12 protein-coding genes are annotated in these 12,771 nt (G+C 34.4%); 2 read left to right on the top strand and 10 right to left on the bottom strand.

Features of this window, described 5'->3' with window-relative positions; genetic code table 11:
* Positions 1 to 257: 257 nt before the first annotated feature.
* Complete coding sequence (locus RWN13_RS16635) at positions 258 to 689, bottom strand: GtrA family protein (RefSeq protein WP_314065908.1); 432 nt, start codon at positions 687 to 689, stop codon at positions 258 to 260.
* A gap of 38 nt (positions 690 to 727) precedes the next feature.
* Positions 728 to 1,609 carry a UTP--glucose-1-phosphate uridylyltransferase GalU gene (galU, locus tag RWN13_RS16630; RefSeq protein ID WP_314065905.1) on the bottom strand — a complete coding sequence of 294 codons (882 nt, stop codon included), beginning with the start codon at positions 1,607 to 1,609 and terminating at the stop codon, positions 728 to 730.
* Positions 1,610 to 2,077: 468 nt separating this feature from the next.
* Here galU and RWN13_RS16625 point away from each other — a divergent pair, with 468 nt between their 5' ends.
* Positions 2,078 to 3,208: an acyltransferase family protein gene (locus RWN13_RS16625; RefSeq protein ID WP_314065903.1), complete on the top strand. Its 1,131-nt coding sequence runs from the start codon at positions 2,078 to 2,080 to the stop codon at positions 3,206 to 3,208.
* Positions 3,209 to 3,362: 154 nt separating this feature from the next.
* Here RWN13_RS16625 and RWN13_RS16620 read toward each other — a convergent pair whose 3' ends face one another.
* The gene (locus tag RWN13_RS16620; RefSeq protein WP_314065901.1) at positions 3,363 to 4,874 is read right to left on the bottom strand and encodes a hypothetical protein; all 1,512 of its coding nucleotides are present in this window, start codon (positions 4,872 to 4,874) and stop codon (positions 3,363 to 3,365) included.
* A 346-nt stretch (positions 4,875 to 5,220) separates the two neighbouring features.
* Between RWN13_RS16620 and RWN13_RS16615 the strand changes: the two genes are divergently transcribed.
* Positions 5,221 to 6,159 (top strand): glycosyltransferase family 2 protein, encoded by a 939-nt coding sequence (locus RWN13_RS16615; protein ID WP_314065899.1) that lies wholly within the window; start codon positions 5,221 to 5,223, stop codon positions 6,157 to 6,159.
* A gap of 47 nt (positions 6,160 to 6,206) precedes the next feature.
* On the opposite strand, the gene neuC is transcribed toward RWN13_RS16615, so the two are convergent.
* The 7 genes from neuC to RWN13_RS16580 are packed head-to-tail and all read right to left on the bottom strand — an operon-like array spanning position 6,207 to position 12,770.
* A complete protein-coding gene (gene neuC, locus RWN13_RS16610; RefSeq protein ID WP_314065898.1) occupies positions 6,207 to 7,355 on the bottom strand; it encodes a UDP-N-acetylglucosamine 2-epimerase in 1,149 nt (382 codons plus the stop codon).
* Positions 7,355 to 8,353 carry an N-acetylneuraminate synthase gene (neuB, locus tag RWN13_RS16605; protein WP_314065895.1) on the bottom strand — a complete coding sequence of 333 codons (999 nt, stop codon included), beginning with the start codon at positions 8,351 to 8,353 and terminating at the stop codon, positions 7,355 to 7,357. Before neuB ends, neuC begins: the two co-directional genes overlap by 1 nt.
* Positions 8,354 to 8,374: 21 nt before the next feature.
* Positions 8,375 to 9,145 carry an acylneuraminate cytidylyltransferase family protein gene (locus tag RWN13_RS16600; RefSeq protein WP_314065892.1) on the bottom strand — a complete coding sequence of 257 codons (771 nt, stop codon included), beginning with the start codon at positions 9,143 to 9,145 and terminating at the stop codon, positions 8,375 to 8,377.
* Between the two features lie 3 nt (positions 9,146 to 9,148).
* Positions 9,149 to 10,057, bottom strand: coding sequence for a Gfo/Idh/MocA family oxidoreductase (locus RWN13_RS16595; protein ID WP_314065890.1), 909 nt, complete (start codon positions 10,055 to 10,057; stop codon positions 9,149 to 9,151).
* Positions 10,058 to 10,060: 3 nt separating this feature from the next.
* Complete coding sequence (locus RWN13_RS16590; RefSeq protein ID WP_314065888.1) at positions 10,061 to 11,041, bottom strand: Gfo/Idh/MocA family oxidoreductase; 981 nt, start codon at positions 11,039 to 11,041, stop codon at positions 10,061 to 10,063.
* Between the two features lie 52 nt (positions 11,042 to 11,093).
* Positions 11,094 to 11,729: an acetyltransferase gene (locus tag RWN13_RS16585; protein WP_314065886.1), complete on the bottom strand. Its 636-nt coding sequence runs from the start codon at positions 11,727 to 11,729 to the stop codon at positions 11,094 to 11,096.
* Positions 11,730 to 12,770 (bottom strand): nucleotidyltransferase family protein, encoded by a 1,041-nt coding sequence (locus RWN13_RS16580; RefSeq protein ID WP_314065884.1) that lies wholly within the window; start codon positions 12,768 to 12,770, stop codon positions 11,730 to 11,732.
* Between the last annotated feature and the right edge of the window lies 1 nt (position 12,771).

Genomic DNA, 12,771 nt, shown 5'->3' with positions numbered 1-12,771 from the left:
TGATGGCTCACCATATTTCGAAATAAGTGGCTTCGCCATGCCGTAATAATCAATAACCCAAGTATAGACTGAAAAAGGAGAGTCGCCAATCCGTCCAGTATTACCCGCTTACCTTTAAACACCGCATTCTAGTTAGCTTCAATTTGACAAAAAAAAGCACCCCTGCCATCACTGACAGAGCTGCTTAATTTTCAAAAAGAGCTGTTTAAATTCTAGCAGTCTACATCATTTGACGTAGAGCCAAACTTTTCTGCTATCTATTTTCTAAATATAAACCACTTGCTAAAGGCGTAATTGGCAACCAACACCACGATGTTGGCTACTATTTTAGCCATCAATGCATTCATATCAAATAAACTAACGCAAATATACATGACGGCTAAATCCATTAATAACGACAACAATCTAAAACTTACAAAAGAGACAATTTCCCGAATTAATGTATTTAAAGTTCTATTTTTGCTCTCAAAAACGTATAGTTTATTCGACACATATGCAAATAATACCGAAACTATCCACGCAATTATCGTAGCAATTGAATAATTCATTCCTAGAATAGCGTTAAATACCCAAAAAACTAGAATATTTATAGCTGTCGTAAAACCACCCATCACCAAGTACATCAAAATTGCATACCGTTCTTTATTCATAAAGGAAAATGCTAATATCCGTTGTTTTAATCTATCCATTTAACGACTCCTCAATCTTAACAATAAATTAGCTCCATTTATTTATCCAGCTCTCTACCCAACTCTATAATATATTCTTTTAAATTATCTTTAATTTCCGCATGAGTCAACCCATACTCAATACTGGTTTTTAAATAACCATATTTGTCACCAACATCGGAGCGATGTCCCATGAACTCATGTGCAAAAACTCGTTGTGTTTTATTTAAGATATCTATAGCATCTGTTAATTGGATTTCTCCACCAGCTCCAGGTTTTTGATTATCCAAAACATCAAAAATTTCTGGTGTCAATAGATAACGTCCAATAATTGCTAAATCACTTGGTGCTTCTTCTGGTATGGGTTTCTCAACAAAATTTTTCACACTGTACAAACCATCACTTACTAGTTTGTCAGGATCGATTATTCCATATTTTGACGTTTCTTCATGCGGAACTTTCATCACAGCAATAGTCGAAGCGTGGGTACTCTCATAATTATTTATTAACTGCTTTGTCAAAGGTATCTCATCTGTCATCAAATCATCACCTAACATCACTACGAAAGGCTCATTACCCACAAATGCCTTTCCCAATGAGACAGCATGCCCAAGTCCTTTAGGGCTTGATTGACGCATAAAATGAAGATTTAGACCTTCTGTTGAATGAACCAATTTTAATAGCTCATCTTTTCCTTTTTCTTTTAAATTCATTTCCAATTCAAGATTAGCATCGAAGTGATCTTCAATAGCACGTTTTGCTTTTCCGGTAATAATCAAAATATCTTCTATTCCAGAGTTAATTGCCTCTTCAACGATAAATTGAATAGTGGGCTTATCCACTATCGGCAACATCTCTTTAGCCATGGCCTTTGTTGCAGGTAAAAATCTCGTTCCTAGACCCGCAGCAGGAATAATAGCCTTTTTAACTTGTTTAATCATTATAAAACTCCTTTAAGTAAACCTATAGTTTATCACTAACAATAACAATAACAATTTGATTCTCTAATCGAAAATAGCTAATCGCAATAGTAAATAAATTATATATATCTTCTGATCTTCCATCAACAAATTTACTGAATCAAATATCTCTTAATTTATCATTTCAACTTAATTTTGACCAATAAATCCATTCTACACTATTACATTGCAGAATCCAAGGCTTCTTAGTTCCTCTAGCTAATTCGCTTTTCTATAATAGATATATTTCTTTCTTTGACTCTTCTACTAATATTAAGGTAATAAGAATGACTATGTAAACAATTGTTACTTTCAAGAAAAAAACTTAATTAAGAGATTAACTTACTGATCCTATTGACTTTTCTCTAAAATACCGATAATCTATGTACATTAATATAAAATAATAATTGTAATGAAAATATTGTAATATTAAGAAAATAGGTGTGTATATTGTTCAAATTATCAAAATCTTCTTCAGTTTTTTTAGATATCGTTAGAGCCTTTTTTAGTCAGATGGTATTAATCGGACACAGCATGAGTTTTTTAGGTTTGCAGCAACGATTTACTGATCGGCATGTTCCACAAATACAAAGCATTTCTGTGACCGTTCTATTTTTATTATCAGGATTTTTGACAATCTACTCGGCTAATAATAAGCGAGTCGGTAATAAAAATTACGCGTTTAAAGACTATTTTAAAAATCGTTTTGTTAGATTCTATACGGTATTAATACCCGGACTAGTAATAATTGCAATTATTGATTCACTTAATGTTTATTTTTTTCGAGAAAAATTTACCTATTTTACAAGTTTTAATTTAAGAACTTTTATTTCTAATCTACTTATGCTACAAGATTTTCCACGCTTCAAAGCTATCAGTCTATTTTCGACTACTTCTTTCGGCTCTGCCCGCCCTTTATGGACTCTGCCAATTGAGTGGTTCTTATACTTAGCCTTTGGTTTTTTCTTTTTCAAATTATTCAATATAAAAGGAATATTCAAAAAAACACTGATTCTACTTATATTCTCATTCATTTTTATTGTCCCTTATGACAACTTTATTTTTGGGAGAGGAAATGGCTTAACCTTCACATGGTTTCTTGGTGTTATAGTTTTTTATTTATTAAAAAAACAAATTCCTCTTACCCGACAAACTAGCTTAATTACCTTTGTCACAGTAGGTATTTTTGCATGTTTACGCATCCAAGCGATTCGTGAAACCTTTAATATTGACTATGATCCATTATTCTCTATGCTATGTGCGGGCTGCCTCTTCTTTGGTATTCGTCTCTTCACAACTATCAACTGGCATACTTTGGCCATACAGGCCTCATCTGTTTTTTCAAAGTTCTCGTTTTCACTCTACATCACCCATTATAGTTTGTTACTTTTAATAAATAATTGGCTGGTTTCTAAATTAAATGTGTACTTAATACTCATTATCGAGATTATTGTATGTAACCTTATCGCTTATTTCTTCGCTACCCTCTTCGAAAATAAGCTACCCAAAAAAATAATGGCTATTAATCTACAGACCAATAAAAAAACGACCACGGAGCCTACGCGTCAGACAACACCGTAAGCGAGTAGTAAAAAACAGTCATACAATAACGTCATATCGGCTCTTTTTAAGGCTTTACAATAAACAAAGCTGACGAATCATAATATGGTTCATCAGCCCTGTTTATATTTCAACTAATCTTATAACTACTTTTATAAATTAATAATAAAAGTTATTATTTCGTAAATAGAGTGAAGGTTTCATTTTTGTACGTTGGTGAATATGCAGATATCACCCACTCTATAAACAACGAATTTGTTTGATTTTTATTTGATGATTTTAACAACTCGTTTCTGATGACAATTACTTTTGGTTCACTTTTCTTTATATCAGTTAAAAAATCGTTCTTTAAGCTTGGCAATGTATCAATGTCCATCGCAGGTAATGAAAAATATTTTGTTGAAGAAAAGCGATCGCTATACAAGTAAATCGTCCCATCAACATTATGAGCATAAATTTCATCGTTAGGATTGGTTAGCTTCTTAATTCTAGTTGACATATCTAATTTATCTATGTCTTCTGGTGCATAACTAGTGTTAACCGGAATAATCCGGATGATTAAAACGACCAAACATGACACCACCATAACACTTGTAAAAAGAAACGATAGAACTTTTTTCTGTTTGTCTTTTAACAAGTTATCATTGAGATAATTTAAAGAGAAAATTATCATGATAACAAAGGCTGGTATTTGTGTTAATAAGTAGTGTAAATAAGGACGTCCAGACATGATTGTTGTAACCAGATTTAGGAAAAAATAGGCTAAAAAAAATACTTCGAATTTATTCTTAGTTTTAACTTTAAAAAATGTATACAGATACAAAACTGCGAAGAATGGTAGTAAAGAGAACAAAGAAAAAAATGCAAATGTTCCAATTGTATTAATCATTCCACTTAAATCTGCTGTTCCAGCATAGTTAAGGTTGAAAGTAAACGACTGATAAATCATATCAGAGAATGAACCATTAGCAATTGAATAAATCGCTATCGGAACAATCACGAGCAACACACCTAGGGTTGTCCATAAAAATGTTTGCAAAGCTTTAGAAAATTCCTTATCTTTAACATAATAAAATTCGATTACGAGTAAGAACACTACCCATAAGATAATCATATTGAATCTCAATAATAAGGTACACGTGCCAGCAATCCCAATAAATATCCAGTGATAGTTTTTAAAGTTCTCATTGTCATAAAAGAATTTAACAAAATAAAATAAGGACCAGCTAATAAATAAAATAGCATATACTTCACTGTAATTTCCTTTTTGTAAAAAGAAAACAAAAGCCGGAAAAAGGGTTAGTATGGCAATCATAGTAGTTTTAGAACTGGCAATTAACTTCCCAGTTTTATAAATCAAGATCAACGATATATACACAACAATTAGTTCTAACACCCAGACTCCAATAAAGTTAAAATTAAAAAATTCTGACGAAGTGGGTATAGTTGTTTTGGGAGAAAAAAACATTCCTATAGCATTAAAAATAAACAAAATCGGTCCCTTATGGTCAAATATATCTGAATAAAACGTCAATCCATTATTCATCCCATGACCAAAGTAGAGAAACATGCTGGAATCGTGAGTAGGTAACTGTTTTGCAAATGGGTTTATTGTGTCTGCTAAAAATAATAACAGTGTAAAAATAAATAGTAGTAAATAATTAGTTTTTTCTTTATTAAACTTCATCAAATAAGCTCCTTATTAATCTATTGTAAATTGTCAATTTATTCAACTTTATCTGTTAAACATCCTATTCTCCTATAAACATCCTATCAGAAAATAGGATATTTAACAATATGAACTCCTTAATATTCTGTGTACATTCTTCATAGTTTTAAAATCACTAAAAATTATTCTATTCCTTGGATATTTTCATGAGGAAAAAGTATCAATGCAACTTGTGATTTGGTGTCATTGACTTTTATTACGATGCAGAGTCATATTTTATTACAAGCATTTATTCTCTATTTAAACACTTCATAATTTTTCTGTGTTATAATCGCTATAGTAAATAATTAATGAGGTGGAATATTTGTTATTATCTGTAATCGTTCCTTGTTATAATGAGGAAAAATCAATTCCCTTGTTTTTCCAGGAAATAGAAAAAATTCGACAAAAAATGACAATTGAATTTGAATATATTTTTATCAATGATGGGTCTAAAGACCAAACATTGCCCATTCTAAAAGACTTATATAACCAGAATAACGATCGAGTGCACTTTCTGTCTTTCTCTAAAAATTTCGGAAAAGAAGCTGCTCTTTATGCTGGTTTACAACATGCTAAAGGCGATTATGTCACTGTTATGGATGTTGATTTGCAAGATCCTCCCGAGTTACTTCTGGAAATGTACGAAAAGATTCAGTCTCCTGACATTGATTGTGTTGGGACTCGAAGAGTGACACGAACAGGAGAGCCGATTATCAGAAGCTTCTTTGCCAAACTGTTTTACCGAATCATCAATAAAATTGGCCAAACTGAAATGGTTGACGGTGCCAGAGATTTTCGTCTAATGACTCGTCAAATGGTTGATTCAATTTTAGACTTAAAAGAGTACAATCGCTTCTCTAAAGGAATTTTCACCTGGGTCGGTTATAACACCGTTTATTTGGACTATGAAAATCGTGAAAGAATTGCTGGCGAAACTAGCTGGAGTTTTTTCCAGTTACTATCTTATTCCTTTGATGGCATTATCAACTTTTCTGATACGTTATTAAATCTTGCTTCTTACATTGGTGCAATTTCATGTATTGGATCTGTGATTGCTACCATCTTTATCATCGTTCGAACCATGCTTTATAATGATCCCACTAGTGGTTGGCCTTCTCTTGTTTGCATCATCCTATTTATTGGTGGGTTGCAATTACTTTGCTTGGGAATCATTGGAAAATACATTGGAAAAATATTTTTGGAAACAAAAAAAAGACCTTCCTACATTGTTAAGGAAGATGAAAATGGGTTGTTAAAATAAATCAACGAGTGCTTATTCACAACTACTTCTGTGAGGCACTCGTTGATTTATTTTATATCGTAAAATGTTTTTTTTAAGCTGATGCCCTTATCAAGGGATTTTTTTATTTGATCAATTATTTGATCACTGACATTACCCTCTCCATGAACTGAATCACCAGTTGTTTTGCTATCAACTGTTGCATGGTTTAACGCCTCATCGATTAAAAGCTCTTCCGCCTCGCAATTGATAATAGTGCTTGCTTGAATTCGTCCCTTTTGACGATCGCCAATATTAATGGTCGGAACGTTAAAGTAAGGAGCTTCAATAATTCCACTTGAAGAATTACCAACAACCGCAGTAGCGATTTTCATTGCACTTAAATATCTCAGTTGCCCCATGGAATTATATGCAACAGCTTTATCGGCATGACGAGTTACATACTCATCAATCAGTTGGTTAATGATCCGTCCATCTGTATCTGAATTGGCTTTCGTGAAAACAATCGTAGCATCTGTCAATTTATCCAAGGATTTCACTAACTCTTTAAATTGAGCTTCCGATGACTTATTTTCCAACGTAACAGGATGGAAAGTAACTAGGTACAAGTTTTCCTTGAACGTTAAGTCTAAGGACCCCTCTAGCTCACTCTTGGTCATCAGCTGAAGGCGATTAATCGTTTCAATACCAATTGCCCCTACATTAAAGACCCTCTCTGGATTTTCTCCTAATTGAATGACACGTTGCCGGTAGGCCTCAGTACTAGTAAAATGAAGCCAGCTCATTTTTGTAATCGAGTGTCTAAAAGCCTCGTCAAAAGCTCCTTCAGTCGTCTCCCCACCATGGAGATGAGAAATAGGTATTCTCGCTACCGAACAAGCGGCAGCAGCCATAAATATTTCATACCGATCACCTAAAACAATCACCATATCTGGTTTTAATCGTTCTAGTGATTCGGAAAAGCTGATAATAGCTAATCCCATCGACTTGGAAATGCCAATACTTGAATCCGAACTTAAAAGAATTTCCACTTTTTCATCAATGAGAAAACCATCAGCTTCAATCATTTCATAGGTATTGCCAAATTCTGGAGATAAATGAGACCCCGTCACTAATAACTGCAATTGAAAGTCATTGGAATTCTTCAGTTTTTCAAGTAATGGAAATAACAAGCCATATTCTGCTCTTGTCCCTGTTACTACACAAATTTTCTTCATTATACAATCAACTCATCAATCTGATAATCTTTACTTGCTAACGAGCCAACAACCTGATCCCAACGCATAGGATTAATCCCCGTACCTGGTCGCTTAATATCGATGTTATCTTCTGTGAGTACTTCGCCAGTTTTAATGGTGGTTTTTGCTACGATACTTTTTCTGGCAATGGCTTTATTTTTTTTCTCTGAATCGGAGGGCGTTTTAATACCCGTTCCCAAAGCTCGCTCCACATTTCTAATAGCAGTAACCATGGCTTTCAACTCATCCGGCTCCAAACTTGCTTTATGATCGGGTCCTTCCATTGTTTTATCCAATGTAAAGTGTTTTTCGATGACCGTTGCGCCCAATGCCACTGCAGCTACTGGAATTTCGATGCCTAAGGTATGGTCAGAATAACCAACAGGTATTTTGAAGGCATTGCCAATTGTTTGCATTGCCAATAAATTGACATCTGACATCGGGGTTGGATACTCTGTATTGCAATGCAAAATAGTGATGTCTTCTGCACCATTGATTCGCAAAACTTCTAATGACTCTTCAATTTCCCCCATAGTTGCCATTCCCGTTGATAAAATAATTGGTTTACCTGTTTTAGCTATTTTTCGCAAATAAGGCAAATTAGTAATCTCTCCAGATGGCACTTTAAAGATATCAATCTCTAGATCCGTCAATAAATCCAAACTATCTAAATCAAATCCTGATGAAAGAAAAGTTACGCCTTTTTCTTGAGCATAATTCATTAGTTCTTCGTGTTTATCATAATCCAGTTCTAATTTTTTAATCATATCAAATTGGTTTTCGTCATTATTATTTGTGTTAGCTTTTTGGTAACTGGCTTTTTCAGCATTTCTCGTCAATAACTTTTCAGCTTTAAAACTTTGAAATTTAACAGCATCGACGCCGGCTTCGGCTCCTTTGTCAATTAATTCCTTAGCTCGTTCAATGCTGCCATTATGATTAACGCCAGCTTCAGCAATTATGTATACGTGTGACATTCTTAGCCTCCTCTTCTTCTGTTAAAGAGCTTTATTCTCTTTTAAGCTATCAATATGCTCATATATGTCTTTCAAGTCACTGTCCTCTTCTAAATGCTTCGGATAAAGGTACTCCATCCAGCTAAAATCTTCCTCCGAGTCAATATCTAAGATCAAATAGTCCTTCATTTCAATAACATCACATATGCCATCAAAAATGTGCACATCTTTCCTTAAGAAAGCCACATCGTACAGATACATGGACGCATTCATTTCATAGATACTTGGAGCCTGTTGTCTCGCTGTGTAATTTGAAGGAACTACTAAAGATACATTTCCATCACTGTCTCGCTTGACCATATTAAAAAAAGGATTGCGACGCGCGTTCACGACTGAAAAAATCACATCTGCCCCTCGATTTTTTATCTTTTGTTGAATTAACTGTTTGATATCAGCTACCGTTCTTAAAGGAGAGGTGATATCTAGATCAATGACAAAATCATACTCTCGATTTGTCATGTTTTTACTTTGAAAATAGGTATCTTGAATCACTGATATTTTACTAGCTGTATCATTTGCTAATGCTTCCTTACGAGTGACCAGCAAAACAGGATAATACTCCAAGGCCAACCTTTGTAAATCCTCACTGTCGGTATTTAGGACCACATCAATCCCTAAGCCCATTTCCTTCTGTAACAAGTCAATCGCAGAAAGCGTATAAGCAATTAAAGGTTTTCCATAAAACTCTTTTAGATTTTTATTGGCCAGGCCCTTTGAACCGGCGCGACCACAAATTGTTATCAATATTGACATATTTTACTCCTTAGCCAATTTTAATACTTGATTGGCATGATTTAAATTATTATGATTCTCTTTTTCCGTTATAACATTGTCCAAGAAATAGACTAATTCACGTAAATACATTTCATTGGGCTTTTCGTTGATGATGATTTCCTCATTGTTTGCCTTATCAATCACTCGATTGCTTAGTAAGTCAACTTCTATTAGCCCATCTTCCGTAATCAATTCGATTTTGCGTTGTGGAACTTGACCATAATAATCCAAGTGAACTTCCACAAATTTATCTTGATACTCCAAAATATAAAGGGCGGTATCATTTGATTTAATTTCCAAATCAGATTTACGCCCCATTAAACTGGTACTCTTTTGGGGAAAACCAAATAAATCAATTACATAGTCTAGTTCATGAATACAATCCAATTCAATCCCACCACCTAATTCAGGATTAGCGGAGTAACTTTGACGATAGTCATCATTCCGCCAATCAGGTAAATATGTCGAACAAATAACACGGGCACTCAAGATTCGTTTTTCTGATACGAGTGATTTCAACTTTTCCATGACAGCTTTATACCTTAGAGGCGCAGCCACATAAATAGTTGTTTCAATGGACTTAAATTGAGTAATAGCCTGATTTTTCGAAAATGCTGGCTTTTCCAGAAAAATGTAATTTGCTCTTCCCATGATAGTTTCTAAAGTTTCTAAATGAAAGGCGGTTGGATTGGTTATAAATGCGACATCATAATCATTGTCCAACAAAGATTGGTCATAAACGGTCTTAACTCCTAATATATCTTGCCCAGTTCTTTTGTTAGATCGATAAGCATGAACATCTAAAGTTATATTTCGCGTCTCACAAATATGTCTTAAATTAGAAAGATGTTTTTTTCCAATTGAACCTAAACCAAAAAAAATCACTTTCATCTATTATTCCTCCTCAAAGTTATTGATCCAGTCAATAATTTTTTTATCATCCAAAAAGGTATAGCTGGCTTTCTCTGTTTGACTTTTCAACAATTTGATAAACTCTTTAATTTCTTCTAAGTAAGCATCTTCAATAATAGTTCGAGAATAATTATCATCACTCGTGTAGTCTCCATACAACTGAATTGGCACCATCTGTTTTTGCTTTTCACCCCACTGATTTAAACCGCCCGGTGTGCCATCCCAATCGATTTGCGTTTCTTCACCAATAATATTTAGGTTTCGAACGGCGACTCGAGAGACCACATTCACGTTTAAAGAACCGACAATTCCGGTCTCATGGTGGAGGATAAGTGTATACGAATCAGGATAATCTATCTCTAAAGACGAGATTTTTTGCGAACTTAGTTCATAGCTAATAATATCACCAAAAACCTGAGTAATCCAAGGTAGTTCAATTGCAAAAATTTCTCGACAACCATTTGTTTTTTTGTCCGCCACGAAAAAGTCTTTATAAGACTCCCAGGGGTGCCAATCAGGCAAGTATTGTCCTACATGATAACGATACGTTAACTTAGCATCTGATTTCACTTGTTCCCTAATATACTGAATTTCTCTTCGTTTTAAAAAAGTTGACGAAATATAAAGTAGTTTATTTTGTTTCGCTGCTAACTCTATTGCTTGATCATAATAGTTATTCAATAAATTGATTTCGGTAAAAACATGAAGAGACTCTCTTAATGCTTCTAAAATAATGACTTCATGAGTGACAGGTGACGCACAAATAAAGACAGCATCTAATTGAAACAATTTGTTTGCTTCTGTAAGGGAGTCTGCCGTTTTAATTTCAAATAATTTTTCAGTCTCTTGACGTCGATCTTCTCTAAAATCAACGCCAACTAAAGTTAACTCTGGAAAGGCCTCTTGTGTCAATCTAATTCTGCGTTTCCCCATAGAACCTAAACCAATTACTCCAATATTCATGATATTCCTCCTGACAAACTTGCCCACACCCGTCTCTCGTAAGAAAGTATGCTTAGTTTACTTTCTTACAAGGATTGCCGTATGCAACGCAATTGTCTTCAATATTTTTTAACACGACGCTTCCAGCCCCAATTAACGTTTGACTGCCTATTTGAACAGATTGAATCACAGATGAATTAGTGCCGATGTGAGTATGAGTACCAACCGACACCCCACCACTAAGAGTTGTTCCTGGCGCAATATGGGTATAGGCATCGATGTGACAATCATGCTCGATTATACTTCCTGAGTTAATAATCGCATTAGCTCCAATGACAACATCTGCATTAATGATTGTTCCCTTACCAATAAAAGTGCCTTCGTCAATAGTCACATGTTCTGAGACAATGGCACTTTTATCTTGAATAACGGGAAAAGAAAAGCCAATTTCTTTGGCTTTTCTATATAGTTTCTCTCTAATCGCAGAATTCCCAATACTGCCTAATGTGATGAAACAATCTGTAACACCTTTTTCAAACCACTGAACTAAATCATCTTCTGTCCCAACTATTGAATAGTTTAAAACAGTAAGCCCTCTTTTCGTTTCTAAGTCAGTGATACCAACGACTTCAAAAATTTGAGCTTGTTCAATCGAATCAATCACACTTTTACAGTGACCTCCGCCACCCATTAGTAAAATAGGAATCATTTATTTAACACCTAACTTTTCCATCATGTTTTCCATTTCAGTAAACTGCCCCATATCTAGCCAGGCATTTTCACTTACAGGGAAAACACCAATTTTATAACCTTGTGATTTTGCTGCCATAATAATATCTGGTAAATCGGCAAATTCATTGTTCGGCACTAACTCAAGAAATTTAGGTTCAAAAACATACATACCGGTATTGATCAAATGACTATATTCCGGCTTTTCAACTGTACTCTCGAATAATCCCTCTTCACTAAGCTTTAAAACCCCATAAGGAATCTGCGTATTTTTCAACGAAGCCACGAAGGTGATATCATACTCTTGTGACTTGTGAAAGTCAATAATTTCAGTATAGTCAGCATCAACTAAAATATCACAGTTTGAAACGAAAAACGTATCTGTAATAAATTCCTTCATTAACGACAGGCTACCTCCTGTGCCTAATGGAACTGATTCTTCAATGAAGTTCAAATCATAAGCTCTTGGCTCATCCTCAAAGTAACTTTTAATCATATTTTTACGATAGTTAACACTAATCAAAAAATCACGACAACCAACATCCGCAAATTTATCAATAATCCGCTCCATAATTGGTGTATCGCCAATCGGGATCAATGGCTTAGGCAAAATTTTCGTATAAGGATACAACCGACTCCCCTTACCACCTGCCATAATCACCACTTGATTACTAATCGACTTTTTATGAGTAAATTGATTGTCACTAAATATAATATAATCAATCGTCAAATCGTCATTTAAGACTGGAATTGAGTTGATTTTCAATTCTTTCATTTTCAGCTGAGCTTCACTTAGCTGAGATTTTTTTATTGAAAAAGGGGTAGCATTCATGGCATTAGTAACCGCCTCTTGAATTGAAGCATCCTTCAATATATAGCGTCTAATATCCCCGTCAGATAGTGAACCAATCAGTCTATTATTATCTTCAACGTAGATAATCTTTTTAGCATTCTGGTCCATCTTCTCCATAGCCTTTTTTACACTGGCCACAGAAGAAATAGTCAGTTCATTTAGTTCCACA

Origin of the sequence: uncultured Vagococcus sp. (genome assembly GCF_963518325.1) — a bacterium.
In the GTDB taxonomy this organism is placed as follows: domain Bacteria; phylum Bacillota; class Bacilli; order Lactobacillales; family Vagococcaceae; genus Vagococcus_D.
The sequence above is the reverse complement of the archived record's forward strand: the minus strand, read 5'-3'. Positions and strand labels throughout refer to the sequence as shown.

Bases quoted from the DNA above. Each gene is read 5' to 3' on its own strand.
- RWN13_RS16620 (WP_314065901.1), bottom strand. From the start codon at position 4,874: ATGAAGTTTAATAAAGAAAAAACTAATTATTTACTACTATTTATTTTT.
- RWN13_RS16595 (WP_314065890.1), bottom strand. From the start codon at position 10,057: ATGAAAGTGATTTTTTTTGGTTTAGGTTCAATTGGAAAAAAACATCTT.
- neuB (WP_314065895.1), bottom strand. From the start codon at position 8,353: ATGTCACACGTATACATAATTGCTGAAGCTGGCGTTAATCATAATGGC.
- galU (WP_314065905.1), bottom strand. From the start codon at position 1,609: ATGATTAAACAAGTTAAAAAGGCTATTATTCCTGCTGCGGGTCTAGGA.
- RWN13_RS16635 (WP_314065908.1), bottom strand. From the start codon at position 689: ATGGATAGATTAAAACAACGGATATTAGCATTTTCCTTTATGAATAAA.
- RWN13_RS16600 (WP_314065892.1), bottom strand. From the start codon at position 9,145: ATGTCAATATTGATAACAATTTGTGGTCGCGCCGGTTCAAAGGGCCTG.
- neuC (WP_314065898.1), bottom strand. From the start codon at position 7,355: ATGAAGAAAATTTGTGTAGTAACAGGGACAAGAGCAGAATATGGCTTG.
- RWN13_RS16585 (WP_314065886.1), bottom strand. From the start codon at position 11,729: ATGATTCCTATTTTACTAATGGGTGGCGGAGGTCACTGTAAAAGTGTG.
- RWN13_RS16590 (WP_314065888.1), bottom strand. From the start codon at position 11,041: ATGAATATTGGAGTAATTGGTTTAGGTTCTATGGGGAAACGCAGAATT.